Here is a 25,053-nt window from a genome sequence, read left to right as displayed (position 1 = left end):
ACAGAATAAAAAAAGCCGGATAATTAATTTATCCGGCTTTTTTTCTCAAAACCCTGGCGGGTTACACTTCCAGCCAGTTCATGATGCCTTCAGCCGCTTTACGACCTTCGGCAATCGCCGTGACCACTAAATCAGAGCCGCGGACAATGTCGCCACCAGCAAAGATTTTCGGGTTGCTGGTCTGGAACGCATTTTCGTTGCCTTCCGGCGCAATGATACGACCCTGAGAATCCAGTTCAACGCTGTGCTTCGCCAGCCACTCCATGCTGTGAGGACGGAAGCCAAACGCCATCACTACTGCGTCTGCCGGTACCACATGCTCGGAACCTGCCACGATTTCTGCACGACGACGGCCTTTTTCGTCCGGTTTACCCATCTCAGTGCGCGCCATTTTCACGCCAGAGACTTTACCGTTGGCGTTGATTTCAACACCCAGTGGTTGCACGTTGAACTGAAACTCCACGCCTTCTTCACGCGCGTTTTTCACTTCACGACGGGAACCCGGCATGTTTTCTTCGTCACGGCGATACGCACAGATAACGTGCTTCGCATTCTGACGGATAGAGGTGCGTACGCAGTCCATTGCGGTATCACCACCGCCCAGAACAACAACGCGTTTACCTTCCATGCTGGTGTACGGCTCTTCAGGCGTATCACCAAAGCCCATAATCTGCTTGGTGTTGGCGATGAGGAACGGCAGCGCATCAAACACGCCATCGGCATCTTCGTTTTCCAGTCCACCGCGCATTGACTGATAAGTCCCCACGCCCAGGAACACGGCGTCGTAATCTTTCAGCAGGTCATCGAGCTGGACGTCACGGCCCACTTCGATGTTCAGTTTGAACTCGATGCCCATGTCGGTGAAGATTTCGCGACGACGGGTCATCACTTCTTTTTCCAGCTTAAAGGCCGGGATACCAAAGGTCAGCAGGCCACCGATTTCCGGGTGACGGTCAAACACGACGGCTTTGACACCGTTACGGGTCAGCACGTCCGCGCAGGCCAGACCGGCCGGACCGGCACCGATGATCGCCACGCGTTTGTCTGTCTGTTTCACGCCGGTCAGATCCGGACGCCAGCCCATTTCGAACGCTTTATCGTTGATGTAGCGCTCGATGTTACCGATGGTCACCGCGCCGAACTCGTCGTTCAGCGTACAGGAACCTTCACACAGTCTGTCTTGTGGGCAAACGCGTCCACAGACTTCCGGTAGGGTGTTGGTCTGGTGCGACAGCTCAGCGGCTTCAAAAATACGCCCTTCGTTAGCCAGCTTCAGCCAGTTCGGGATGTAGTTATGGACCGGACATTTCCACTCGCAGTACGGGTTACCACAGGAGAGGCAGCGATCTGCCTGCGCCTTGGCCTGGCCTTCCGAAAATGGCTCGTAAATCTCAATAAATTCAATTTTACGGATCTTCAGCGGTTTCTTTGGCGGATCGACACGCTGTAAGTCTATAAACTGGTATACGTTCTGACTCATTGCTACCCCTTACTGCGCCTGCACCCGCAGCTCAGCTGCGGAACGACTACGGTGACCTAACAGAGCTTTCACATCGCTGGATTTTGGTTTAACCAGTGCGAACTTCGCTGAGAAGGTCGGCCAGTTCGCCAGAATCTCTTCACCACGTGAAGAACCGGTATGTTGTACGTGCTCGGTGATCAGACCGCGCAGATGTTCTTCGTGGATAGCGAGGTCATCGACGCTCAGGACTTCCACCAGTTCCGGGTTCACGCGTTTGCGGAATTCGCCGTCTTCATCCAGTACGTAGGCGAAGCCGCCCGTCATACCTGCGCCAAAGTTGACGCCCGTTTTGCCAAGGATACAGACGATACCGCCGGTCATGTATTCGCAGCCGTTATCACCAATACCTTCAACCACGGTAATCGCACCGGAGTTACGCACACCGAAACGCTCACCCGCACGGCCTGCGGCGTACAGACGACCACCGGTTGCACCGTACAGGCAGGTGTTGCCGATGATGCTCGCTTCGTGGCTACGGTAAGCTGAACCTACTGGCGGACGTACTGCCACCAGACCACCTGCCATGCCTTTGCCGACGTAGTCGTTGGCATCGCCAGTCAGGTACAGCTCAACGCCGCCTGCGTTCCACACGCCGAAGCTCTGGCCTGCAGTACCGCTGAAGTGCGCTTTAATCGGGTCAGCTGCCAGGCCCTGATCGCCATGGAACTGGGCGATGTAGCCAGACAGTGATGCACCGACAGAACGGTCCGTGTTGCGGATATCAAACCAGAAGGTTTTACTCTGGCGTTCGTCCACAAACGGTTTTGCCTGCTGCAGCAATTGAGCATTGAGCACGCCATTATCAAACGGCGGGTTGTTCTCAGTACAGAACAGTGCTTTACCCGGATGCGGTTCGGCCGTTTCCAGCAGTTTCGACAGATCCAGTTTCTGCTGTTTGGCGGTGAAACCGTCAAGCTCTTTGAGCAGGTCAGTACGGCCAATCAGATCGACCAGACGTTTCACACCCAGTTGCGCCATTAACTCACGCACTTCACGGGCGATAAATTCAAAGTAGTTGGTCACTTTGAACGGCAGGCCGTGGTAGTGGTTCTTACGCAGTTTTTCGTCCTGAGTCGCCACACCGGTTGCGCAGTTGTTCAGGTGACAAATGCGCAGGTATTTACAGCCCAGCGCCACCATTGGACCAGTGCCGAAGCCGAAGCTTTCTGCACCGAGGATAGCCGCTTTAATGATGTCCTGGCCTGTTTTCAGACCCCCATCGGTTTGCAGCCGAATTTTGTGGCGCAGACCGTTGGCCACCAGCGCCTGCTGGGTTTCCACCAGACCCAGTTCCCAGGGACAGCCCGCGTATTTGACGGAGGAGAGCGGGCTTGCACCCGTACCGCCGTCGTAACCTGCGATAGTAATCAGGTCAGCGTAGGCTTTTGCCACACCCGTCGCGATGGTGCCGACGCCAGGTTCAGAGACCAGCTTCACGGAGATCAGGGCTTTCGGGTTGACCTGTTTAAGGTCGAAAATTAGCTGCGCCAAATCCTCGATAGAGTAAATATCGTGGTGCGGTGGCGGTGAAATCAGGGTCACACCCGGAACGGAATAACGCAGCTTAGCGATGTACGGCGTGACTTTATCACCCGGTAACTGACCGCCTTCACCCGGTTTCGCGCCCTGGGCTACTTTAATCTGAATCACGTCAGCGTTGACCAGGTAAGCCGGGGTCACACCAAAGCGACCCGAGGCAACCTGTTTGATACGCGACACTTTATTGGTGCCGTAGCGTGCCGGATCTTCACCACCTTCACCAGAGTTGGAGAAGCCGCCGAGGCTATTCATTGCTTCTGCCAGTGCTTCGTGGGCTTCCGGGCTGAGTGCGCCAATAGACATCGCTGCGGTATCAAAGCGTTTGAACAGTTCGCTTGCTGGCTCTACGTCGTTAATGCTGACAGTTTCGCCGTTAGGTGTGATCGCCAGCAGGTCGCGCAAGGTCGCAGCCGGACGCTCATTCACCAGTTTTGCGTACTGCTGATAATCGCTGTACTCACCGCTTTGCACCGCTTGTTGAAGGGTGCGCACGACGTCCGGATTATAGGCGTGATATTCGCCACCGTGAACGTATTTGAGCTGACCGCCCTGATCCAATGGTTTGCGTGCCAGCCAGGCGCGTTTAGACAGATTCAGCAGGTCCTGCTGGAAGTCAGAGAAGCTTGCTCCACTGATGCGGCTGACCGCACCCTGGAAGCAGAGCCCGGACACATCTTCATGCAAGCCAACCGCTTCGAAGAGTTTTGAGCAACGGTAGGAGGCAATGGTCGAGATGCCCATTTTGGACATGATCTTGTACAGACCTTTGTTGATGCCGTTACGGTAGTTCAGCATCACGGTACGGTAGTCTTTTTCGATAGCTTTGCTGTCGACCAGTTTGGCCAGGGTTTCATAGGCCAGGTACGGGTAGATGGCGGTGGCGCCGAAGCCCAGCAGCACTGCAAAGTGGTGCGGGTCACGGGCACTGGCGGTTTCAACGATGATGTTAGCATCGCAGCGCAGGCTCTTATCGACGAGGCGAGTCTGAATCGCACCGACCGCCATAGGTGCCGGTACCGGCAGACGGTTTTTAGCGATGGCACGATCAGAGAGCACCAACAGTACGGTGCCGTTACGGACCATCTGCTCGGCTTTATCACACAGCGCTTTGACAGTTTCTTCCAGCGTGGTTTGGGTCACGTCGAAGGTGATGTCCAGCACGTCTGCACGATAGTGCTCTTCTTTCATCGTGGTGAGCTGAGTGAAATCGGAGTACAGCAGAATCGGTGATTTGAAGCTCAGACGGTGCGCCTGGCCTTCCGCTTCGCAGAAGACGTTCATCTCACGACCAATGCTGGTGGCCAGCGACATCACGTGTGCTTCGCGCAGCGGATCGATTGGCGGGTTGGTCACCTGCGCAAACTGCTGGCGGAAGTAGTCGTATATGATACGCGGTTGGCTGGAAAGCACGGCAAACGGAGTATCGTCACCCATTGAGCCGACTGCTTCCTGGCCATTTTCGCCCAGTACACGGATAACAGAGTCCAGCTCTTCAAAGCTGTAGTTAAACTGTTTCTGGTAGCTGGACAACAGGTCGTCATCCATTTCACGGGTGCCAACCTGATCGTCTGCCAGATCTTCAAATGGCACCAGGCGACGGACGTTCTTCTCCATCCATTCTTTATACGGGTGGCGGCTTTTCAGATCGTTATCGGTCTCAGCGGAATGCAGAATGCGACCACCACGGGTGTCGATAACCATCAGTTCGCCTGGACCGACGCGGCCTTTTTCAACCACTTCATCCGGCTGGTAGTCCCAGATCCCGACTTCAGAGGCGCAGGTGATCAGTTTGTCTTTGGTGATGACATAACGTGCCGGGCGCAGACCGTTACGGTCCAGGTTACAGGCAGCAAAGCGACCATCAGACATAACGATACCTGCCGGACCATCCCACGGCTCCATGTGCATGGAGTTAAAGTCGAAGAAGGAACGCAGATCCGGATCCATATCCGGGTTGTTCTGCCAGGCTGGCGGCACCAGCAAGCGCATAGCACGGACGATGTCCATACCGCCTGCCAGCAGCAGCTCAAGCATGTTATCCATTGAACTGGAGTCAGAGCCGGTTTCGTTTACAAACGGTGCGGCATCATGCAGATCCGGGATCAATGGGGTCTTGAATTTGTAGGTACGCGCACGCGCCCACTGACGGTTACCAGTGATGGTATTGATTTCACCGTTGTGAGCCAGGTAGCGGAACGGCTGTGCCAGAGGCCAGCGTGGCACGGTGTTGGTGGAGAAGCGCTGGTGGAAGAGGCAAATGGCCGATTCCAGACGCAGGTCCGCCAGATCCAGATAGAAACGTGGCAGGTCTGTTGGCATGCACAGACCTTTATAAATGTTCACGACATTGGAGAGGCTACAAACGTAGAAGTCTTTATCTTCCTGCAGGCGCTTTTCGATGCGACGACGGGCGATAAACAGACGGCGCTCCATATCACGTGGACGCCAGCCAGCCGGGGCATTAACGAAAATTTGTTCAATGCGCGGCAGTGAGGAGAGGGCGATTTCACCGAGTACCCCTTCATTGGTTGGCACATCGCGCCAGCCAACAATAGACAGAGTCTCTTGCTGAAGCTCTTCTTCTACAACGCGGCGCGCAGCAGCGGCTTTTTCTGGATCCTGATTCAGGAACAGCATGCCAACTGCGTAATTTTTGGCTAAACGCCAGCCGCGCTCTTCCGCAACGATACGGAAGAAACGATCGGGTTTTTGGAGCAGCAAACCACAACCGTCACCGGTTTTTCCATCGGCGAGAATTGCACCACGGTGCTGCATACGGGCCAGTGCGTGTATGGCAGTACGCACTACCTTGTGGCTAGGTTCGCCTTCTATGTGGGCGATCAGGCCGAAACCACAGTTATCCCTCTCAAGGGATTTATCGTACAACATATCAGTGAACCTCCCCAGGCTCTACGGGACCCCCTCCTGACCGACGCGCACAGGCGCAAAAAGAGCATGGCGACGGGGCATATGCCTCGAATGTCGCCCTCTTTAATTTCCTTTTCGCATCGGTACACAAGTGTTGAGGACTTGCTTAAGAGGGAATCACAATAACTGCATAAATATGATGAGCAGACCGCTCATCCAGAAAGCTTCCAGCGGATTCCCAACTTATCGGGAATCCTTATTCAGGTCAAATGCCAGGCTTATTTATACAAAAATGTGCTAAAGGTGAGTTAATTATTTGAAATATAAATACATTTAACCTTTTTTACATTGTCGGGACCCAGTTGAAAGCCGCTTCGTTCTGTGATCTGACTCACTATCGGAAAGCCCGCTTATTGCGTTACCGTACTAACTGATGAGTACTTTGCAGAGTTTTATGCTGAGATATGGGTTGGGGCTGTATGAAGACACTGTTTTGCATGGGTGATAGTATTTTTGCAAAATATCCTGTGAACATAAGGAAAAGTAATTGTCATCAGCGTGAATGAAATTGCGGTAATATTGACTTTTTATGCAGTAAATAAAAGCGTTGCCGGGCGATTGATCCACATCATCGCCGTCGAAAGCTAAAAATGGCAGGCTTGGCCCTTTCCAGAGCACGGCCCTTCAGATTATGCAGTTACAAAAATTAGTCAATATGTTTGGTGGGGATCTTGCCCGCCGTTATGGTGAAAAAGTCCATAAACTGACGTTACACGGTGGTTTTAGCTGCCCAAACCGCGATGGCACTATTGGGCGCGGAGGCTGTACGTTCTGCAACGTGGCCTCTTTTGCTGATGAAATGCAGCAGCACCGTTCCATTGCTGAGCAACTTGCCCACCAGGCGCATCTGGTCAATCGCGCAAAACGCTATCTTGCCTATTTTCAGGCTTATACCAGTACCTGGGCGGAAGTACAGGTGCTGCGTTCCATGTATCAACAGGCTATAAGCCAGGCCAACATTGTGGGTTTATGCGTCGGGACACGCCCTGACTGCGTACCAGAAGCAGTGCTCGACCTGCTCAGTGAATATCACGATCAAGGTTATGAAGTCTGGCTGGAATTGGGGTTGCAGACGGCACACGATAAAACCCTGCACCGTATTAATCGCGGTCATGATTTCGCCTGCTACCAGAACACCACCCGGCTGGCACGTGAGCGTGGATTAAAGGTCTGTAGCCATCTTATTGTCGGTCTGCCGGGCGAAGGTCAGGCTGAATGTCTGCAAACGCTCCAGCGTGTCGTGGAGACGGGTGTAGACGGCATAAAGCTGCACCCTTTGCATATTGTAAAAGGCAGCATTATGGCAAAGGCTTGGGAAGCGGGCAGGCTAAACGGTATTGAGCTTGAAGAGTACACGCTGACTGCCGGTGAGATGATTCGCCACACGCCGCCGCAGGTGATTTACCACCGCATTTCCGCCAGCGCACGCCGTCCAACCCTTTTAGCTCCGCTCTGGTGTGAAAATCGCTGGACGGGCATGGTGGAACTGGATCGTTATCTCAATGATCAGGGTGTTCAGGGCTCGGCGCTGGGACGATGCTGGGTACCTCACACTGCTAAATCATTCCCCGAGTGAATGCCAAACCTCAATCGTTACCGCATTTTTCGCACAACCTTCAACGCCTTGCTCAGAATTGAGTATTATTGAGCGGACTTGTTTGAGGAAATCGTTATGAAGCAAATTCGTTTACTGGCGCAGTATTACGTCGACCTGATGATGAAGCTCGGCCTGGTGCGTTTCTCCATGCTACTGGCACTGGCGCTGGTGGTACTCGCCATCGTTGTGCAAATGGCGGTGACGATGGTGTTGCAGGGCCAGGTTGAAAACATCGACGTTATCCGGTCGATTTTCTTTGGTTTGCTGATCACGCCCTGGGCGGTCTACTTTCTGTCGGTGGTGGTGGAACAACTTGAAGAGTCGCGCCAGCGCCTCTCACGGTTGGTCGATAAGCTGGAAGAGATGCGCGACCGCGACCTCAAACTCAACGTTAAGCTAAAAGAGAACATCACCCGGCTCAATCAGGAGATGGCCGATCGCGAAAAAGCCGAAGCTGAGCGTCAGGCAACCTTTGAACAGCTCAAGATTGAGATGCAGGAACGCGAGCAGACGCAAATCCAGCTTGAGCAGCAGTCGACGTTTTTACGTTCTTTCCTCGATGCTTCACCCGATCTGGTGTTCTATCGCAATGAAGATAAAGAATTTTCTGGCTGCAACCGGGCGATGGAATTGCTGACCGGCAAAAGTGAGAAGCAGTTGATCAATCTGAAGCCTCAGGACGTATATTCTCCTGAAGCATCGGAGAAAGTCATTGAAACGGATGAAAAAGTCTTCCGTCACAACGTATCGCTCACCTATGAGCAGTGGCTGGATTACCCGGATGGTCGTAAGGCCTGTTTTGAAATTCGTAAAGTCCCCTATTACGACCGCGTAGGCAAGCGTCACGGGCTCATGGGCTTCGGACGCGATATTACCGAGCGTAAACGTTATCAGGACGCCCTGGAGCGTGCCAGCCGCGATAAGACCACCTTTATCTCCACTATCAGCCATGAGCTGCGTACACCGCTGAATGGCATTGTGGGCTTGAGCAGGATCCTGCTGGATACCGAGTTGACCGACGAGCAGGAGAAATACCTCAAAACTATCCACGTTTCAGCCGTCACACTGGGTAATATTTTCAACGATATTATCGATATGGATAAGATGGAGCGCCGCAAAGTCCAACTCGATAACCAACCTATCGATTTCACCAGCTTCCTGGCGGATCTGGAGAACCTGTCGGGTCTGCAGGCGCACCAGAAGGGGCTACGGTTTGTGATGGAGCCGACTTTACCGCTGCCGCATAAAGTGGTGACCGATGGCACACGCTTGCGCCAGATTCTGTGGAACCTGATCAGCAACGCCGTTAAATTTACCCGTGAAGGGCAGGTGACGGTGCGTGTGCGCTTTGATGCGGACGATATTCTGCACTTTGAAGTGGAGGATTCTGGCATCGGCATTCCTCGTGAAGAGCTCGATAAAATCTTCGCCATGTATTACCAGGTCAAAGACAGCCATGGCGGAAAACCGGCCACTGGTACCGGCATTGGCCTTGCGGTATCCCGCCGTCTGGCAAAAAGCATGGGCGGGGATATTGTCGTCACCAGCCAGGCCGGCAAAGGCTCCCTCTTCACCCTGACCGTGCATGCGCCTGCGGTGGCGGAAGAGGTGGAAGATGCCTTCGAAGACGACGATATGCCGTTGCCTGCGCTGCATGTGCTGTTGGTGGAAGATATCGAGCTGAACGTTATTGTTGCCCGATCTGTGCTGGAGAAACTGGGTAGCAGTGTCGATGTGGCCATGACAGGTAAAGCCGCGCTGGAGATGTTCCAGCCCGGTGAATATGACCTGGTTCTACTGGACATTCAGTTGCCGGACATGACCGGCCTGGATATCTCCCGCCTGTTGACCAGTCAGTTTGCTCGTGAAGAGCTGCCGCCTCTGGTTGCACTGACCGCTAATGTGCTGAAAGATAAAAACGAGTATCTGGAAGCGGGGATGGACGACGTCCTGAGCAAACCGCTGGCGGTCCCGGCATTAACTGCCATGATTAAAAAATTCTGGGATACCTGTGATGATGAGGATGTGACGATGACCGCGATGGATAACAAATCACAAAATCTGCTGGATATAGACATGCTCGAACAGTACATCGAGCTGGTGGGGCCGAAACTCATTACCGATGGACTGGCCGTCTTTGAGAAAATGATGCCTGGTTATGTCAGCGTGCTGGAATCAAACCTGACGGCCCGAGATCAAAAAGGGATCGTGGAAGAGGGGCATAAGATCAAGGGCGCTGCAGGGTCGATCGGGTTGCGCCATTTGCAACAGTTAGGGCAGCAGATCCAGTCTCCGGATCTTCCGGCATGGTGGGATAACGTCGGTGAATGGATCGATGAGATGAAACAGGAATGGCCAAACGATGTTGCAGTCCTGAAAGCCTGGGTAGCAAACGCTGGAAAAAAATGACCCCGGATTAACCGGGGTGCGCGAATACTGCGCCAACACCAGGGAAATCGTGGCTGCGCCGTAATGTTATAGTTTTTTATTTACAAGGGCGCAGTCTGAAAAATTTGAACTGCACGCACATAAGATAGCAAATCTTAAATGATTTGTTACATCAATCAGTGAAATGTGTGAAGCATAGCGCCCTTATCAAAATATTTAATTATCGAAAGCCGTTGCATAAAGGATGAGCAAAATGAAAAAAGTCGGTGTTGTTCTTAGTGGCGCAGGGGTTTACGACGGTTCGGAGATCCATGAAGCAGTCCTGACACTCCTTGCGATCGCTCGGGAAGGCGCTGAGGCCGTCTGTTTTGCTCCCGATAAACTCCAGTCTGATGTGATCAACCATCTTAACGGTGATCCCATGAACGAAAGCCGCAATGTGTTAATCGAAGCGGCCCGTATTGCACGCGGATCTATACAGTCACTCGCCTATGCATCAGTAAACGATCTGGATGCGTTGATTGTGCCGGGTGGATTTGGTGCGGCGAAAAACCTCAGCAACTTTGCAAGTAAGGGAAGTGAATGCGAAGTGGATGCCGGCTTAAAACGCCTGGCTCTGGAAATGCACCAGGCAGGCAAACCCCTTGGTTTTATCTGTATTGCCCCTGCTATGCTGCCAAAAATTTTCGATTTCCCTCTGCGTATCACCATCGGTACCGATATTGATACGGCTGAAGTCCTTGAAGAGATGGGGGCTGAGCATGTTCCTTGTCCCGTGGAAGATATCGTGGTGGACGAGGACAATAAAGTGGTTACCACCCCTGCATACATGCTGGCAGAGAACATCGCACAAGCGGCAACCGGGATCGAAAAGCTAGTGGCGCGTGTGCTGGTGCTGGCTGAATGAAGGGACTGGGAGGTCCGCTGAAAACTCGTCTCAAACGTTTATTGCTGCGGGTGATACTGGCTCTGGCAGTTTTTTGGGGTGGTGGCATTCTGCTGTTCAGCTTTATGCCAGTGCCGTTCTCAGCTGTCATGGTTGAACGGCAGTTAGGGGCCTGGCTGACGGGGAATTTCAGCTACGTCGCCCATTCAGACTGGGTGAGCATGGATGATATTTCCCCCTGGGCCGCTCTGGCGGTTATTGCAGCTGAAGATCAACGATTCCCGGATCACTGGGGGCTGGATTTTGGTGCCATCGAAAAAGCCTTGTCTCACAATGAGCGACATGAAAACCGTATTCGTGGTGCATCAACCATTTCACAGCAAACGGTGAAAAACCTGCTGTTGTGGGACGGTAAAAGCTGGATTCGTAAAGGGCTTGAAGCTGGTCTGACGCTGACCACTGAAGTGGTCTGGACCAAGCGGCGCATACTCACCGTCTACCTGAATATTGCTGAGTTTGGTGAGGGCGTGTTTGGGGTGGAAGAGGCGTCACAGCGCTATTTCCGTAAGCCCGCCAGCAAGCTCACGATGTCGGAAGCGGCACTTCTCGCCGCAGTGTTGCCGAACCCTGTCCGTTTTCGGGCGGATGCACCTTCGGGGTATGTACGCAGCCGACAGGCGTGGATCCTGCGCCAGATGCGCCAGTTAGGTGGGGAAGCGTTTCTGGAGCGCAACAAGCTCCATTGATAATGCCCTCTCTGCAAGGAGAGGGCTATTCTTCGTCAAACCCGGCAATAAACAGCGCGATAACGGCTGCCAGGGCTTCTTCTTCCTGAGGGCCCGTCGCTTCAACCTCAATTTGACGTCCTTTCGCTGAATCCAGCATCAGCAGGGCAATCACACTGCTGGCTTCGGCTTCTGTACCCTCGTCATTACGTAAGAGAACTTCTGCGTCAAACCCCTGAACCAGTTCAAACAGCTTCATCGCCGGGCGCGCGTGCATGCCCAGCTTATTGGTGATTTCAACAGTTTGTTTTACGGTCATGTTTTGCGTTTTTCCAGCGTACGATGACGAGACTGAACGTTTTTACCGCGTGAACGGAAGTAGTCGGCAAGTTGTTCAGCAACATAGACGGAACGGTGCTTACCGCCCGTACAACCGATGGCGACCGTCAGATAGCTTCGGTTGTTGGTTTCAAGCATAGGAAGCCACAGCTCAAGATAGCTGCGCGTCTGGTAGATAAAGTTGTGAACTTCGGTGTGTCTGTCGAGGAAGGCGGCAACAGGCTTATCGAGACCCGTCATCGGGCGCAGTTTGGGATCCCAGTGCGGGTTTGGCAAAAAGCGCACGTCAAAGACGTAATCGGCATCAATCGGAATACCGTGCTTGAAACCGAAAGATTCGAACACCATGGTCAACTCGCGCTCGCGTTTGCCGAGCAATCGGGTACGCAGCATTTCTGCCAGCTCATGCACCGACATTTCAGACGTGTCGACAATCAGGTCGGCACGAGAACGTAACGGTTCAAGCAGGTTGCTCTCTTCATCGATGGCGCTTTCCAGAGACAAGTTTTTGCTGGAAAGCGGGTGCAGGCGACGCGTGTCGCTGTAACGACGAATCAGGGTGTTGCGGTCGGCGTCCAGGAACAGCAGTTGTGGCGAGAAATAATCCGGCAGGTTGTTCATGGCCTGCTCAAAGATTTCTGGCGACTCTGGCATATTACGTACGTCAATACTAACGGCAGCAGAGGTTTGTCTGTCGGCAAGCGTTCTCGCCAGCTCAGGCAGCAGTACCACCGGCAGGTTATCAACGCAGTAAAATCCCATGTCTTCCAGTGCACGCAGGGCGACCGATTTACCGGAACCCGAACGACCACTTACGATCATCAGGACCATGGGCCATTTCTCCTCGCAACGCCGGATAACACGGCGACTAATACATTACGCATCGTCCTGTTCGCCTTCTGTCAGCGTGATTATCTGGTACAGCTCTTCATCACTTTGTGCAGAGCGCAGGCGGCGACAAATGGTTTTATCCGCCAGACGTTTTGCCACTAACGAGAGGGTATGCAAATGCGTTTTGGTTTGATCGGCTGGCACCAGGAGAGCAAACAGCAGATCGACGGGTTGGTTATCAATAGCATCAAATGCAATCGGTGTTTCCAGTTGCACGAACACACCGACCGCCCGAAGGGTATCTTCTTCGAGTTTACCGTGCGGGATGGCTATCCCGTTGCCAATGCCCGTACTGCCCATTTTCTCGCGCGTAAGGATAGCCTCGAAAACCACCTGAGGTGGCAGGCTTAGCTGTTTTGCAGCGAGCTCACTGATTATCTCCAGCGCACGTTTTTTGCTCTGGCAGTGAACACCACTACGCGTACATTCCTGGTTAAGGACATTGCTCAATTGTAGAGCGGAATCGTTGTTCATCATAATTTCACCTAAGCGTCGCCAGTGCAAACACCCTACCGGGTTACGGTAGGGTGGTACGCGCCAGACGCCAGCCCGGACAATTAGTGTTGTTTCAGTTTATCTTTATGTTTCGTCAGTTGACGCGCCAGTTTATCAATTAAACCGTCGATAGCAGCATACATATCCTGACCTTCCGCACTGGCGTGAATTTCACCACCATTAACATGCAAAGTTGCATCCGAGGTATGAGTCACTTTCTCCACTTTCAACACAATATAGACCTGATTAATCCTCTCGAAGTATTGTTCGAGTTTCGCAAATTTGGCATTCACAAATTCACGCAGGGCCTCGGTGATCTCGACGTTCTGTCCTGTGATGTTAAGCTGCATAGTGTCTTCCTTATCGGTTGGGTCAGACCAGCTGTTTACGCTGATTTGACGGCGGAATGGATAAAGACTCTCGATATTTTGCAACGGTTCGCCGCGCGACCATAATCCCCTGATCGGACAGTATGGACGTCAGTTTACTGTCACTCAGTGGTTTCGCAGGGTTTTCTGCGGCGATCAATTTTTTCACCAGCGCACGTATAGCAGTCGACGAGGCTTCGCCACCGCCTTCAGTATTGACGTGGCTGGAGAAAAAATACTTGAGCTCAAAAATGCCTCGCGGACTGTGAAGGTATTTTTGAGTGGTGACACGAGAGATGGTGGATTCATGCATCTCAACGGCCTGGGCGATATCAGCCAGCACCATCGGTCTCATAAACTCCTCTCCCTGTTCGAAAAAGGCTTGCTGCTGCTCCACAATACAGCGGCTTACGCGTAAGAGCGTGTCGTTACGGCTTTCCAGGCTTTTAATCAGCCACTTCGCGTCCTGCAGATTACTGCGAATAAACTGGCTGTCGGCATCGTTACGGGCTCCGCCGCACATGGCAGCATAGTGCTGGTTAATTTGCAGACGCGGGATACTGTCTGAATTCAGCTCAACAACCCAACGGGCGTTGTGCTTGCGCACCAGCACATCAGGAATGACATACTCAGGTTCGCCGGTCTGGATCGATTGACCCGGGCGAGGATCCAGCGACTGGATCAGATTCACCGCTTCTTTCAGCACATCTTCTTTCAGACGGGTGACGCGCATGAGTGTGCGGAAATCATGGTTTGCAAGTAGATCGAGATGATCGCTGATAATGAGCTGCGCCTCTTCACGCCAGGGCGTCTCTTTTGCGAACTGAGAAAGTTGGATCAGCAGGCAGTCGCGCAGATCTTTTGCAGCAACGCCTACCGGATCGAAACGCTGGATACGCTTTAGCACGGCTTCGACTTCATCAAGCCCAATCTCTTCGTCTCCCATGCTTTCCAGAATGTCTTCCAGGGGGACGGTGAGGTATCCGGTATCGTCTACAGCATCCACAATCGAGGTGGCAATCGCCCGATCGGTATCGGAGAACGGCGTTAACTCAACCTGCCACATCAGGTAATCCTGAAGTGACTGGGTGGTTTCGCCCTGATAAATAGGGAGTTCGTCGTCGATATAATCGGTGCTGCTGCCGGAGGGGGTGCCTGCGGTATAAATTTCATCCCAACTGGCATCCAGCGGCAGTTCCTCAGGCATCTCTTTTTGCTCAAGAGCGTCTACGGTGTCGAGGTTCTCATTGTCCTGGGACTGCTGCGCTTCCACTTCTTCATGAAGATCGGTTTGTTCCAGCAATGGGTTACTCTCCAGCGCTTGCTGGAGTTCTTGCTGGAGTTCCAACGTGGACAGCTGTAACAGGCGAATAGCCTGCTGCAACTGCGGCGTCATGGCGAGCTGCTGGCTCAGCCTTAATTGCAAACCTTGCTTCATATTCAGAGCAGTCTTCTCCGACTAAACACGTCAATAAACTCTACCCTATCAGAGTCTGAAGTCTTCCCCAAGATATACGCGCTTAACGTGTTCGTCTTCAAGGATTTGCTGTGGAGTACCGTGGGCAATTAAGTGACCCTGACTCACGATATAAGCGCGCTCACAGACCGCCAACGTTTCACGTACGTTATGGTCGGTAATCAACACACCGAGTCCGCTGTCACGTAAATGTTCAATGATACGTTTGATATCGATAACGGAAATCGGATCGACGCCTGCAAACGGCTCATCAAGCAAGATAAATTTAGGGTTAGCGGCTAATGCTCGGGCAATTTCTACACGGCGGCGTTCACCACCGGAGAGTGCCTGGCCCAGGTTGTCACGAAGATGTTCAATGTGGAACTCTTCCATCAGCTCATTCGCACGGTCTGTTCGCTGTTCAGCGCTCAGATCATCGCGAATTTGCAGAACGGCCATTAGGTTATCGAAGACGCTAAGGCGACGGAAAATGGAGGCTTCCTGAGGCAGGTATCCAATGCCACGGCGTGCTCGAGCATGCAGTGGTAACAGGCTGATATCTTCATCATCAATGATGATGTTGCCTGCATCTCGCGGCACAATACCGACAACCATATAAAATGTTGTGGTTTTCCCTGCGCCGTTAGGGCCTAACAGGCCAACAATTTCACCTGAATTGACGGTCAGGCTAACGTCTTCCACGACACGACGGCCTTTGTAGGCCTTAGCGAGATTCTTTGCAGTTAATGTTGCCATAACGAATTAGTTACTCTTTTTTTGCGCCGGGGCTGGGTTCTGGGTATTGCTCTTATCTTGCAGTTGCGACGGTACCAGAACCGTGGTCACACGTTTACCTTTCTCACTAAACGCCTGCATTTTCTGCTCTTTAACCAGATAGGTGATTTTGTCGCCTTTGATATTGCTATCAAGCTGTTCCAGATAGGCATTGCCAGTCAGGATCACAAAATCTTTTTCCAGTTCGTAATGCATCTGTGAGGCATGTCCTTTCACCGGTTTACCATTGTCCTGCAACTGGTAGAAGGTGGCTGGATTACCAAAGCCGTCAATGACTTCTTTACCCTGTTGCCCACCAGGGCGAGTGACGACAACTTTGTCCGCATTGATTTTGATTGTTCCTTGCGTCACAACGACATTACCAGTGAAGGTAACGACATTGCCTTGCATATCCAAAGACTGCTGATCAGAGTCGATATGGATAGGTTGCTCGGTATCGCCAGTTACCGCAAATGCCGGGATGCTGGCAGCAAGAAGTGCGCTGGCCAGGACAACATTAAGGCTGAGTTTGTTTGTTTTGAATTTCATATGAGCTTCTAACCTTTTCAATCAGCTCTGCGGTTTTGCTGCGTAAATTGCCGCGCATTTTCAGGCCGGTGGAATTGAATGTTGTTCCGTATAACGTTACCTGATCGTCAGAGGTCACATCCTGAGTGACCAGATTGATCTGGGCGTTATCCGTCGTAATTTTTCGTAGTTGAGCGTCTGCTGTCAGTGCATTGACTTCAACATGGCCGTAAAGATAAAGCATTCTGTCATTGGTGAGCTTTGCTTTATCCGCCTTAATGGACCATGTCGGAATTTTATCTTTATCGAACGTCGTCAGCACGGGTTGGGTGAACCATGTGATCGCGTCTGCGGAGAAATATTCCACATGCTGAGCAATCAATCGGTAGTTCAGCGCACCTTCAGGACTATAGACAACCGTATCTGTGTGCTCGCTTTTATACGTCGGGTCGCTGCTATTCGTGGTTACGGGGGCGGCTTGATCCCGGTCTGCAAGGTTTACACCAATCAGTACCAGTACGATCAGCGCCAGCACAATGATGACCCAACGTCTGGTTTTACTCATATCGATTGCCCTTTGGCCTCATCAAATTTACCTTGCGCCAGTAATAATAAATCGCAAACTTCACGAACGGCCCCACGCCCACCGGCAATATGCGTGACATAGTCCGCGCGGGGAATCAGCACTGGGTGCGCATCGGCAACGGCCACGCTCAAACCAATCTCAGCCATCACGGGCCAGTCAATCAAATCGTCACCAACATAGGCGACTTGTTCGGGCTTAAGGGCAAGCTTAGTTAAAAGCTCACGGTAGGCCAGCAGCTTGTCAGATTGTCCCTGATAAAGGTGCGTAATTCCCAAAGTGTCACAGCGGTCTTCTACCAGTTTAGCTTTTCGCCCGGTAATGATGGCGACCTCAATGTTTGACGTAAGTGCGCAGCGAATACCGTATCCATCACGAACGTTAAACGCTTTCAGCTCTTCGCCATTATTACCCATATAGATTAGGCCATCAGACAAAACGCCATCAACATCAAGTATTAATAGACGGATCTTTTCTGCCTTTGCCATGACTTGCGCGCTCACCGACCCATAGCAGGTTGAAAGCGACGCACCAACATTACTCATTATCTCATCCTTTTTTATACTACGCCCGCGCGCAGCAAATCATGCATATGTACCACACCCAGCAACTGGTCGCCATCTGCAACCAGGACGGATGTAATATGGCGGGATTGCATCAAATTCAGGGCTTCTACAGCCAATATATCAGGTCTAACACGTATGCCACCCGGGGTCATAACGTCTGCGATACCAAGATTGCGCACATCGACGCCCATGTCGAAAACGCGCCGTAAATCGCCATCGGTAAAAATACCTTCAATTTTCATCAGATCATCACAGATGACCGTCAGCCCCAAATTTTTACGTGTAATTTCAAGTAAAGCATCACGCAACGTGGCATCCTTGCTGACATGAGGGATCTCATTGCCCGTGTGCATAATATCGTTTACGCGCAGAAGAAGCTTGCGTCCCAGGGCACCTCCTGGATGTGAAAGTGCGAAATCTTCGGCAGTAAAACCGCGCGCTTTAAGCAAGGCAACCGCAATCGCATCTCCCATCACTAAGGCTGCTGTTGTGCTCGATGTCGGCGCAAGGCCAAGTGGGCAAGCCTCTCTGGGAACTTTTACGCACAAATGAATATCGGCCGCACGACCCATGCTGCTTTCTGGTTTGCTGGTCATGCAAATCAGGAAAACATTCAGTCGCTTGAGAACGGGGATCAACGCCAGAATCTCGTTGGATTCACCGGAGTTGGATAGCGCTATCACCACATCGTGCGCACCAACCATGCCGAGGTCGCCGTGTGCGGCTTCGCCGGGATGGACGAAGAATGATGGAGTTCCTGTACTGGCAAAGGTGGCTGCCATTTTTTTAGCAATATGGCCAGACTTGCCCATCCCCATAACAATAACTTTGCCGCTGCAGTAGAAGATTTTCTCACAGGCCTGCGCAAAGTCCTCGTTAATATATTGATCGAGATGCGCCAGTCCTTCGCGTTCAATATCAAGAACGTCCCGGCCTGCTTGTTGAAAATTGAAACCCGGTTGCAGTTCAATGTGCGACATAATGTTTTTCCATTTATCCCATCAAACGTGGCGTCATCCAGTACAGCAACGCCAGCCATATGAAGAAGCCACCTAACAATAGCGCGCCCAGTCCTCTGCCTGACTGCTGCTTACGTCGCCAGCAGGTAAAAGCAAAGATGACGCTTACCAGTAACATCACGCCATAGTCGCGAGAGAAGGCAAGTGGGTTAAAGGAACCCGGTGCAATCAACGCGGGTAGCCCCAGAACCAGAGTGATGTTGAAAATATTTGATCCGATGATATTACCGATCGCGATATCGTCTTCGCCTTTACGTGTCCCGGCAATCGCTGTAGCTAGTTCAGGTAAGCCTGTGCCAATAGCAATGACCGTCAGGCCGATAGTTAATTCACTCATCGCGAAGTAGTTCGCCATCACGGTAGCGTTATCCACCACCATTCGTGTGGCCATCGGCATAATAATTAACGCTACGCCCAGCCACAAGAAAGCGACTGACAGGCTTCCTCCTCGAGGCAGTTCGGCAAGTTGTTCACGCGTGAGGCTGTCGTTGCCCTGGCGTTCGGCCAGACGCGCGATTTTAACAATGAATATCAGCCACAGTACGGCGAGCAATAGCAGGCAAATGCCGTCAATCCAGGTTAGCTGACCGTCGTATAGCACCAGGCCCGCCAGCAGGCTCGCCACCAACATTAGGGGTAATTCGCGACGCAGGATATCGGAATGAACGGTAAAAGGGTGAAGGAAAGCGGCAAGTCCCAGGATCAAAAGAATGTTGGTGATGTTGGAACCGATGGCCGTTCCAATTGCCAAATCAAGTTGCCCATGCATTGAGGCGGCGACAGAGACGATAATTTCAGGCAGTGAGGTACCAATGCTAACGACTGTCATGCCAATGAGCAGCGGTGGAATACCAAGATTTCGACACAGAATAGATGCTGCAAACACCAGACGATCGGCGCTATAAACCACCAGAAGTAAACCAATTATTAATAGCGCCGTCGCTAAAAGCATCTAACGTCCTTTCTTGAGGTATAATCTGCCGGTCTGCAGGCTGCGATTGCCGGGGAATACCGGGAATGTCGAGCGGCGTAAAGAAGCCTTAATTTTGACTTTATGCGGCTCAAAAGTAAAACAAATGCCAGCTTTCGCTAACCCGAGCAGGTAATATTCTGTAAAAATGTTGGGTTCCTGATGTTATCGGCCATCATGCCCGGACCCGCCAGGGCCTATAAGGAAGAAAGAATGAGCCAGACAATCGCAAATCTTGTCGAGATTAATGGCGTGAGTTTTTCACGGAGTAACCGTCCCATCTTTGACAACATTTCGTTGACGGTTCCACGTGGAAAGATTACTGCGATTATGGGGCCGTCAGGGATTGGCAAAACAACATTATTGCGCCTCATTGGTGGGCAGATTCCCCCTGACAAAGGTGAGATTTTATTCGACGGCGAAAATATCCCTGAGATGAGCCGTTCACGTCTGTTCACCGTACGTAAACGTATGAGCATGTTGTTTCAGTCTGGTGCGCTCTTTACGGATTTGAATGTGTTCGAAAACGTGGCTTATCCATTGCGTGAACATACCAGTCTGCCGGAGCCTTTGCTCAAAAGTACGGTGATGATGAAGCTTGAAGCCGTAGGTTTGCGTGGCGCGGCCAATTTAATGCCTTCAGAGCTGTCCGGCGGTATGGCACGTCGTGCCGCTTTGGCACGCGCTATCGCGCTTGAGCCGGATTTGATCATGTTCGACGAACCTTTTGTGGGGCAGGATCCGATCACCATGGGCGTGTTGGTTAAACTGATTTCTGATTTAAATAGCGTTTTAGGTGTGACCTGTATTGTGGTTTCCCACGATGTTCCGGAAGTCCTGAGCATTGCCGATTATGCCTACATCGTCGCGGACAAAAAAATCGTTGCGCACGGTAGCGCGCAGGGGCTGCAAGAGAACAATGATCCTCGTGTGCGTCAGTTCCTGGATGGTATTGCTGATGGCCCGGTTCCATTTCGTTATCCCGCCGGTCAGTATCAATCCGATTTACTAGAGACAGGGAGTTAAGTTACTCATGCTGCTACAAGCACTGGCGTCTTTGGGCCACCGTGGCATCAAAACCATCTCGACATTTGGCCGCGCGGGTTTAATGCTCTTTAACGCCATCGTCGGTAAGCCTGAATTCCGTAAGCATGCGCCGTTGCTGGTACGCCAGCTCTACCATGTGGGCGTGCTGTCGATGCTCATTATCCTTGTTTCCGGCGTGTTTATTGGCATGGTCCTGGGCCTGCAGGGCTATCTTGTGCTCACGACTTACAGTGCGGAAACCAGCCTGGGTATGCTGGTAGCGCTGTCGCTTCTGCGTGAACTTGGGCCGGTTGTTGCCGCGCTCTTGTATGCGGGCCGAGCTGGGTCAGCGTTGACCGCTGAAATTGGTTTGATGCGGGCCACCGAGCAGCTTTCTAGCCTTGAGATGATGGCGGTGGATCCACTGCGTCGTGTCATTGCTCCACGCTTTTGGGCCGGTGTGATTTCGCTGCCGCTGCTGACGATTATCTTTGTCGCCGTTGGGATTTGGGGTGGTTCGCTGGTGGGTGTGAACTGGAAAGGAATCGACTCAGGCTTCTTCTGGTCGGCGATGCAGGATGCCGTCGACTGGCGTCTGGACCTGATCAACTGTCTGATAAAAAGTGTTGTGTTCGCTGTTACTGTAACCTGGATTGCGCTGTTCAATGGCTACGACGCGATCCCGACTTCTGCCGGGATTAGCCGGGCGACAACACGTACCGTTGTGCACTCTTCATTGGCTGTTCTTGGCCTTGATTTTGTGCTCACTGCATTGATGTTTGGGAATTGAGTTCATGCAAACGAAAAAAAGTGAAATTTGGGTAGGTATTTTTGTATTAGTGGCGTTGCTGGCTGCACTCTTCATTTGCCTGAAAGCGGCAGATGTTGCGTCGATGCGCACAGAACCTACTTACCGTATTTACGCAACCTTCGATAACATCGGTGGCCTCAAAGCCCGTTCGCCGGTTCGTATCGGTGGTGTCGTGGTAGGGCGAGTGGCGGATATTGAGCTTGATCCCAAGACCTATCTGCCGCGCGTTGCACTGGATATCGAAGAACGTTACAACCAGATCCCTGACACCAGCTCATTAGCGATCCGTACTTCGGGTCTATTGGGTGAGCAATATCTGGCGCTGAATGTTGGCTTTGAAGATCCTGAGCTGGGAACTTCTATGCTTAAGGAAGGTAGCACCGTCCAGGATACCAAGTCTGCTATGGTTCTCGAAGACCTTATCGGACAATTCCTTTACAGCAGTAAAGGCAGTGACAATAAGAATTCTGGCGATGCGCAGCCGCAAAGGCAAGAAGATACTCCCAGCGCACCGTCTGCTGGTTCGACGAATTAACGAGGAGAATTGACGCATGTTTAAACGTCTATTAATGGTTGCTATGCTGGTGATTGCACCGTTGAGTTTTGCCAGCGCGGCTGAGCAGACTAACCCCTATAAAGCAATGCAGGAAGCGGCGCAAAAGACTTTTGACCGCCTTAAAAACGAACAGCCAAAAATTCGCGCCAATCCGGATTACTTACGTGATGTGGTCGATCAAGAGTTGCTGCCCTATGTGCAGGTGAAATACGCCGGTGCTTTGGTACTGGGTCGTTACTACAAAGACGCGACCCCGGCGCAGCGTGATGCCTATTTCGCGGCTTTCCGTGAATACCTGAAACAGGCTTATGGCCAGGCGCTGGCGATGTACCACGGGCAGGGCTATCAGATTGCTCCCGAGCAACCGCTGGGCGACGCCACGATCATTCCGATCCGTGTGACCATTACCGATCCAAATGGACGCCCGCCCGTACGCCTCGATTTCCAGTGGCGTAAGAATACACAGTCAGGTAACTGGCAGGCTTATGACATGATTGCTGAAGGGGTGAGCATGATCACCACCAAACAGAATGAATGGAGCGACTTGCTGCGTACGAAAGGCATTGATGGCCTGACGGCTCAGTTGCAGTCTATTTCCCACCAGAAAATCTCGCTGGATGAGAAAAAATAATGGTCGTACAGCTTAGCTGGACGCGTCAAGGCGAGCGGCTGGTATTGCAAGGTGAACTCGATCAGGACGTGCTAAATCCGCTGTGGGATGCGCGTGTTGAGGCGATGAAAGGCATCACCTGTATCGATTTGCAAGGCGTTTCCCGTATCGATACGGCCGGGGTTGCACTGCTGATTCACCTTATCGACCAAGGGAAAAAGCAGGGTAATCTGGTTTCTCTTGAAGGTATTAGTGAAAACCTGAAAACGCTTGCAGAGTTGTATAATTTGCCTGTTGACGTATTGCCTCGCTAATTTTTTCAGTACGTTACTCTCTCAAGCCTCGTTTGATTTGTCGGCGAGGCTTTTTGCTTATTTAAGACCGCCTCACTTTCCTCTAAGATGTGGGGCTGTTTTCACTATCAGATGAAATTAACGCCCATGGAAAATCATGAAATTCAGACAGTGCTGATGAATGCACTCTCTCTCCAGGAAGCCCACGTCTCTGGCGATGGCAGTCACTTTCAGGTTATTGCTGTGGGTGAGGTATTCGACGGGATGAGCCGCGTCAAGAAACAACAAGCGGTTTATGGCCCCTTATCGGAATACATTGCGGATAACCGCATCCACGCTCTGTCGATCAAAGCGTTTACGCCACAGGAATGGGCGCGCGATCGCAAGCTAAACGGTTTTTGAGCTACGGGCTTAGGCCCGCAGCGCGTGTGAATTCTTAACAGAGAACAGATGAATGGATAAGTTTCGTGTACAGGGGCCGACCCGGCTCCAGGGCGAAGTCACAATTTCAGGCGCAAAAAACGCCGCGCTGCCTATCCTCTTTGCCGCACTGTTGGCAGAAGAGCCGGTAGAAATCCGCAACGTTCCGAAACTGAAAGACATCGACACCACCATGAAGTTGCTCAGCCAGCTGGGTACCAAAGTGGAACGTAATGGATCCGTCTGGATCGATGCGAGCAAGGTTGACGTTTTCTGTGCCCCTTATGACCTGGTCAAAACCATGCGTGCTTCTATCTGGGCGCTAGGGCCACTGGTGGCGCGTTTTGGTCAGGGGCAGGTTTCGCTGCCTGGCGGCTGTGCTATCGGCGCACGTCCGGTAGACCTGCATATTTCCGGTCTGGAACAGCTTGGCGCTGAGATCAAACTGGAAGAGGGTTACGTTAAGGCGAGCGTTGCTGGACGTCTGAAAGGCGCGCACATCGTGATGGATAAAGTCAGCGTCGGTGCGACCGTGACCATTCTGTCTGCGGCTACGCTCGCGGAAGGAACGACCATCATTGAAAACGCTGCACGTGAGCCGGAAATTGTCGATACCGCCAACTTCCTGAATGCGTTAGGGGCAAAAATTACTGGCCAGGGCACCGATCGTATCACCATCCAGGGCGTTGAGCGCCTCGGTGGCGGTACTTACAGCGTGCTGCCGGACCGTATTGAGACCGGTACCTTCCTGGTAGCTGCGGCTATTTCGGGCGGCAAGATTGTGTGCCGTAACGCGCAGCCTGACACCCTCGATGCCGTTCTGGCTAAGCTGCGCGAAGCTGGTGCGGATATCGAAGTGGGTGACGACTGGGTAAGCCTCGACATGCACGGTAAGCGTCCTAAGGCTGTCAGCGTTCGTACTGCGCCACATCCGGCATTCCCGACTGACATGCAGGCGCAATTCACGCTGCTGAATCTGGTTGCTGAAGGGACGGGCGTTATCACCGAAACAATTTTCGAAAATCGCTTTATGCACATCCCCGAACTGATTCGTATGGGTGCGCATGCAGAAATCGAAAGCAATACGGCGATTTGCTACGGTGTCGAAAAACTTTCCGGCGCACAGGTAATGGCGACGGATTTGCGTGCATCCGCGAGCCTGGTGCTGGCTGGTTGTATTGCAGAAGGGACCACGATTGTTGATCGCATCTACCACATCGACCGTGGCTATGAACGTATCGAAGACAAGTTGCGTGCCCTTGGCGCAAACATTGAACGCGTAAAAGGCGAATAACCTCCCGCACGTTCTATAGCCCCTGCCCGTCAGGCCAGGGGCTTTTTTTTGCCTCTTATTTCATTCTTTTTTGCCGCATCATGCTGGTTCGATTGATGAATTCATGCGTGACTGGATCATGATAACGCGAAGGCCAAATAACCCAGGGATCAGTATCCAGTGCCTGGGCAATAATCAGCTCTCCTTTCGGCCAGGAACGGCTTAATGCATTCGCCAGCGTTGACGAAGATAGTCCATTCTTGCGCGACTCTGCCGCCAGTGATGTCCCTTTCTTGTGCAACCCGGCAATAATGTCCGCAGTGTGCCAGTCGATAAATTTATTTTCCATCGCTCCTCCCTGATAAAAAACCTGTTAATACAGACGGTAAATCAACATGCTTAATATACGCATATAAGAGTTATTGCTCTAAAAAGTTCATGTAAGTTTTTTGAATTTAGGATTTCACCAGGGCTCTGGGAACAGATGGGT

At 52.1% G+C, this 25,053-nt stretch carries 25 protein-coding genes; 11 read left to right on the top strand and 14 right to left on the bottom strand.

The window, feature by feature from the left end; translation table 11 throughout:
• Positions 1-61: 61 nt before the first annotated feature.
• Both AC5JPW_RS24255 and gltB read right to left on the bottom strand, forming a co-directional pair.
• A complete protein-coding gene (locus AC5JPW_RS24255) occupies positions 62-1,480 on the bottom strand; it encodes a glutamate synthase small subunit (protein WP_494243769.1) in 1,419 nt (472 codons plus the stop codon).
• 9 nt (positions 1,481-1,489) lie between these two features.
• On the bottom strand, positions 1,490-5,950 hold the full coding sequence (gene gltB, locus AC5JPW_RS24250) for a glutamate synthase large subunit (RefSeq protein ID WP_494243767.1): 4,461 nt from the start codon (positions 5,948-5,950) through the stop codon (positions 1,490-1,492).
• 670 nt (positions 5,951-6,620) lie between these two features.
• On the opposite strand from gltB, the gene mnmL reads away from it, so the two are divergent.
• From mnmL to mtgA, 4 genes are all read left to right on the top strand, one after another.
• Entirely contained in the window at positions 6,621-7,565 is a 945-nt protein-coding gene (gene mnmL / locus AC5JPW_RS24245) for a tRNA modification radical SAM protein MnmL/YtqA (RefSeq protein WP_494243765.1), read from the top strand.
• 96 nt (positions 7,566-7,661) lie between these two features.
• On the top strand, positions 7,662-9,995 hold the full coding sequence (gene arcB / locus AC5JPW_RS24240) for an aerobic respiration two-component sensor histidine kinase ArcB (RefSeq protein ID WP_494243763.1): 2,334 nt from the start codon (positions 7,662-7,664) through the stop codon (positions 9,993-9,995).
• Between the two features lie 232 nt (positions 9,996-10,227).
• Positions 10,228-10,881 carry an isoprenoid biosynthesis glyoxalase ElbB gene (elbB, locus tag AC5JPW_RS24235; protein WP_494243761.1) on the top strand — a complete coding sequence of 218 codons (654 nt, stop codon included), beginning with the start codon at positions 10,228-10,230 and terminating at the stop codon, positions 10,879-10,881.
• Complete coding sequence (gene mtgA, locus AC5JPW_RS24230; protein ID WP_494243760.1) at positions 10,878-11,606, top strand: monofunctional biosynthetic peptidoglycan transglycosylase; 729 nt, start codon at positions 10,878-10,880, stop codon at positions 11,604-11,606. Before elbB ends, mtgA begins: the two co-directional genes overlap by 4 nt.
• A gap of 25 nt (positions 11,607-11,631) precedes the next feature.
• Here the strand turns inward: mtgA and npr are convergent, their stop codons facing one another.
• The 11 genes from npr to AC5JPW_RS24175 all read right to left on the bottom strand — a co-directional run bounded on the left by npr (position 11,632) and on the right by AC5JPW_RS24175 (position 19,556).
• A complete protein-coding gene (gene npr, locus AC5JPW_RS24225) occupies positions 11,632-11,904 on the bottom strand; it encodes a PTS phosphocarrier protein NPr (protein WP_458045590.1) in 273 nt (90 codons plus the stop codon).
• Positions 11,901-12,755: an RNase adapter RapZ gene (rapZ, locus tag AC5JPW_RS24220; RefSeq protein ID WP_494243758.1), complete on the bottom strand. Its 855-nt coding sequence runs from the start codon at positions 12,753-12,755 to the stop codon at positions 11,901-11,903. The genes npr and rapZ overlap by 4 nt, the downstream gene beginning before the upstream one ends.
• A 45-nt stretch (positions 12,756-12,800) precedes the next feature.
• A complete protein-coding gene (gene ptsN, locus AC5JPW_RS24215) occupies positions 12,801-13,292 on the bottom strand; it encodes a PTS IIA-like nitrogen regulatory protein PtsN (RefSeq protein ID WP_437887860.1) in 492 nt (163 codons plus the stop codon).
• An 80-nt stretch (positions 13,293-13,372) separates the two neighbouring features.
• Positions 13,373-13,660 carry a ribosome hibernation promoting factor gene (gene hpf / locus AC5JPW_RS24210; protein ID WP_437887861.1) on the bottom strand — a complete coding sequence of 96 codons (288 nt, stop codon included), beginning with the start codon at positions 13,658-13,660 and terminating at the stop codon, positions 13,373-13,375.
• A 22-nt stretch (positions 13,661-13,682) separates the two neighbouring features.
• Positions 13,683-15,116: an RNA polymerase factor sigma-54 gene (gene rpoN, locus AC5JPW_RS24205; protein WP_494243755.1), complete on the bottom strand. Its 1,434-nt coding sequence runs from the start codon at positions 15,114-15,116 to the stop codon at positions 13,683-13,685.
• Positions 15,117-15,164: 48 nt separating this feature from the next.
• Complete coding sequence (lptB, locus tag AC5JPW_RS24200) at positions 15,165-15,890, bottom strand: LPS export ABC transporter ATP-binding protein (protein ID WP_494243754.1); 726 nt, start codon at positions 15,888-15,890, stop codon at positions 15,165-15,167.
• Positions 15,891-15,896: 6 nt separating this feature from the next.
• The gene (gene lptA / locus AC5JPW_RS24195) at positions 15,897-16,457 is read right to left on the bottom strand and encodes a lipopolysaccharide ABC transporter substrate-binding protein LptA (protein ID WP_494243752.1); all 561 of its coding nucleotides are present in this window, start codon (positions 16,455-16,457) and stop codon (positions 15,897-15,899) included.
• The gene (gene lptC, locus AC5JPW_RS24190) at positions 16,426-17,001 is read right to left on the bottom strand and encodes an LPS export ABC transporter periplasmic protein LptC (protein ID WP_494243750.1); all 576 of its coding nucleotides are present in this window, start codon (positions 16,999-17,001) and stop codon (positions 16,426-16,428) included. Before lptC ends, lptA begins: the two co-directional genes overlap by 32 nt.
• Positions 16,998-17,564 carry a 3-deoxy-manno-octulosonate-8-phosphatase KdsC gene (gene kdsC / locus AC5JPW_RS24185; RefSeq protein WP_494243748.1) on the bottom strand — a complete coding sequence of 189 codons (567 nt, stop codon included), beginning with the start codon at positions 17,562-17,564 and terminating at the stop codon, positions 16,998-17,000. Before kdsC ends, lptC begins: the two co-directional genes overlap by 4 nt.
• Before the next feature lie 14 nt (positions 17,565-17,578).
• On the bottom strand, positions 17,579-18,565 hold the full coding sequence (kdsD, locus tag AC5JPW_RS24180) for an arabinose-5-phosphate isomerase KdsD (RefSeq protein WP_494243746.1): 987 nt from the start codon (positions 18,563-18,565) through the stop codon (positions 17,579-17,581).
• Between the two features lie 13 nt (positions 18,566-18,578).
• A complete protein-coding gene (locus AC5JPW_RS24175) occupies positions 18,579-19,556 on the bottom strand; it encodes a calcium/sodium antiporter (RefSeq protein ID WP_494243744.1) in 978 nt (325 codons plus the stop codon).
• 231 nt (positions 19,557-19,787) lie between these two features.
• Here AC5JPW_RS24175 and mlaF point away from each other — a divergent pair, with 231 nt between their 5' ends.
• The 7 genes from mlaF (at position 19,788) to murA (ending at position 24,584) form a co-directional block, all read left to right on the top strand.
• Entirely contained in the window at positions 19,788-20,600 is an 813-nt protein-coding gene (gene mlaF / locus AC5JPW_RS24170; protein ID WP_494243743.1) for a phospholipid ABC transporter ATP-binding protein MlaF, read from the top strand.
• Positions 20,601-20,607: 7 nt separating this feature from the next.
• Positions 20,608-21,390, top strand: a complete 783-nt coding sequence (gene mlaE / locus AC5JPW_RS24165; RefSeq protein ID WP_494243742.1) for a lipid asymmetry maintenance ABC transporter permease subunit MlaE — start codon at positions 20,608-20,610, stop codon at positions 21,388-21,390.
• A 4-nt stretch (positions 21,391-21,394) separates the two neighbouring features.
• Positions 21,395-21,946 (top strand): outer membrane lipid asymmetry maintenance protein MlaD, encoded by a 552-nt coding sequence (gene mlaD, locus AC5JPW_RS24160; protein ID WP_494243740.1) that lies wholly within the window; start codon positions 21,395-21,397, stop codon positions 21,944-21,946.
• Between the two features lie 16 nt (positions 21,947-21,962).
• Positions 21,963-22,598 carry a phospholipid-binding protein MlaC gene (mlaC, locus tag AC5JPW_RS24155; RefSeq protein WP_494243738.1) on the top strand — a complete coding sequence of 212 codons (636 nt, stop codon included), beginning with the start codon at positions 21,963-21,965 and terminating at the stop codon, positions 22,596-22,598.
• Positions 22,598-22,891 carry a lipid asymmetry maintenance protein MlaB gene (gene mlaB / locus AC5JPW_RS24150; protein ID WP_494243736.1) on the top strand — a complete coding sequence of 98 codons (294 nt, stop codon included), beginning with the start codon at positions 22,598-22,600 and terminating at the stop codon, positions 22,889-22,891. Before mlaC ends, mlaB begins: the two co-directional genes overlap by 1 nt.
• A gap of 126 nt (positions 22,892-23,017) precedes the next feature.
• Positions 23,018-23,272, top strand: coding sequence for a BolA family iron metabolism protein IbaG (gene ibaG, locus AC5JPW_RS24145; protein WP_458045604.1), 255 nt, complete (start codon positions 23,018-23,020; stop codon positions 23,270-23,272).
• A gap of 52 nt (positions 23,273-23,324) precedes the next feature.
• Complete coding sequence (gene murA / locus AC5JPW_RS24140) at positions 23,325-24,584, top strand: UDP-N-acetylglucosamine 1-carboxyvinyltransferase (RefSeq protein WP_494243734.1); 1,260 nt, start codon at positions 23,325-23,327, stop codon at positions 24,582-24,584.
• A 55-nt stretch (positions 24,585-24,639) separates the two neighbouring features.
• Here the strand turns inward: murA and sfsB are convergent, their stop codons facing one another.
• A complete protein-coding gene (gene sfsB, locus AC5JPW_RS24135; RefSeq protein ID WP_494243732.1) occupies positions 24,640-24,912 on the bottom strand; it encodes a DNA-binding transcriptional regulator SfsB in 273 nt (90 codons plus the stop codon).
• Positions 24,913-25,053 lie beyond the last annotated feature (141 nt).

The sequence above is a fragment of the Phytobacter sp. genome, from assembly GCF_059074235.1.
This window is presented reverse-complemented; position numbering and strand designations above follow the sequence as displayed.

What these genes read in the sequence shown, in the direction of transcription:
- AC5JPW_RS24255 (WP_494243769.1), bottom strand. Translation starts at nt 1,480, where the DNA reads ATGAGTCAGAACGTATACCAGTTTATAGACTTACAGCGTGTCGATCCG.
- gltB (WP_494243767.1), bottom strand. Translation starts at nt 5,950, where the DNA reads ATGTTGTACGATAAATCCCTTGAGAGGGATAACTGTGGTTTCGGCCTG.
- mnmL (WP_494243765.1), top strand. Translation starts at nt 6,621, where the DNA reads ATGCAGTTACAAAAATTAGTCAATATGTTTGGTGGGGATCTTGCCCGC.
- arcB (WP_494243763.1), top strand. Translation starts at nt 7,662, where the DNA reads ATGAAGCAAATTCGTTTACTGGCGCAGTATTACGTCGACCTGATGATG.
- elbB (WP_494243761.1), top strand. Translation starts at nt 10,228, where the DNA reads ATGAAAAAAGTCGGTGTTGTTCTTAGTGGCGCAGGGGTTTACGACGGT.
- mtgA (WP_494243760.1), top strand. Translation starts at nt 10,878, where the DNA reads ATGAAGGGACTGGGAGGTCCGCTGAAAACTCGTCTCAAACGTTTATTG.
- npr (WP_458045590.1), bottom strand. Translation starts at nt 11,904, where the DNA reads ATGACCGTAAAACAAACTGTTGAAATCACCAATAAGCTGGGCATGCAC.
- rapZ (WP_494243758.1), bottom strand. Translation starts at nt 12,755, where the DNA reads ATGGTCCTGATGATCGTAAGTGGTCGTTCGGGTTCCGGTAAATCGGTC.
- ptsN (WP_437887860.1), bottom strand. Translation starts at nt 13,292, where the DNA reads ATGATGAACAACGATTCCGCTCTACAATTGAGCAATGTCCTTAACCAG.
- hpf (WP_437887861.1), bottom strand. Translation starts at nt 13,660, where the DNA reads ATGCAGCTTAACATCACAGGACAGAACGTCGAGATCACCGAGGCCCTG.
- rpoN (WP_494243755.1), bottom strand. Translation starts at nt 15,116, where the DNA reads ATGAAGCAAGGTTTGCAATTAAGGCTGAGCCAGCAGCTCGCCATGACG.
- lptB (WP_494243754.1), bottom strand. Translation starts at nt 15,890, where the DNA reads ATGGCAACATTAACTGCAAAGAATCTCGCTAAGGCCTACAAAGGCCGT.
- lptA (WP_494243752.1), bottom strand. Translation starts at nt 16,457, where the DNA reads ATGAAATTCAAAACAAACAAACTCAGCCTTAATGTTGTCCTGGCCAGC.
- lptC (WP_494243750.1), bottom strand. Translation starts at nt 17,001, where the DNA reads ATGAGTAAAACCAGACGTTGGGTCATCATTGTGCTGGCGCTGATCGTA.
- kdsC (WP_494243748.1), bottom strand. Translation starts at nt 17,564, where the DNA reads ATGAGTAATGTTGGTGCGTCGCTTTCAACCTGCTATGGGTCGGTGAGC.
- kdsD (WP_494243746.1), bottom strand. Translation starts at nt 18,565, where the DNA reads ATGTCGCACATTGAACTGCAACCGGGTTTCAATTTTCAACAAGCAGGC.
- AC5JPW_RS24175 (WP_494243744.1), bottom strand. Translation starts at nt 19,556, where the DNA reads ATGCTTTTAGCGACGGCGCTATTAATAATTGGTTTACTTCTGGTGGTT.
- mlaF (WP_494243743.1), top strand. Translation starts at nt 19,788, where the DNA reads ATGAGCCAGACAATCGCAAATCTTGTCGAGATTAATGGCGTGAGTTTT.
- mlaE (WP_494243742.1), top strand. Translation starts at nt 20,608, where the DNA reads ATGCTGCTACAAGCACTGGCGTCTTTGGGCCACCGTGGCATCAAAACC.
- mlaD (WP_494243740.1), top strand. Translation starts at nt 21,395, where the DNA reads ATGCAAACGAAAAAAAGTGAAATTTGGGTAGGTATTTTTGTATTAGTG.
- mlaC (WP_494243738.1), top strand. Translation starts at nt 21,963, where the DNA reads ATGTTTAAACGTCTATTAATGGTTGCTATGCTGGTGATTGCACCGTTG.
- mlaB (WP_494243736.1), top strand. Translation starts at nt 22,598, where the DNA reads ATGGTCGTACAGCTTAGCTGGACGCGTCAAGGCGAGCGGCTGGTATTG.
- ibaG (WP_458045604.1), top strand. Translation starts at nt 23,018, where the DNA reads ATGGAAAATCATGAAATTCAGACAGTGCTGATGAATGCACTCTCTCTC.
- murA (WP_494243734.1), top strand. Translation starts at nt 23,325, where the DNA reads ATGGATAAGTTTCGTGTACAGGGGCCGACCCGGCTCCAGGGCGAAGTC.
- sfsB (WP_494243732.1), bottom strand. Translation starts at nt 24,912, where the DNA reads ATGGAAAATAAATTTATCGACTGGCACACTGCGGACATTATTGCCGGG.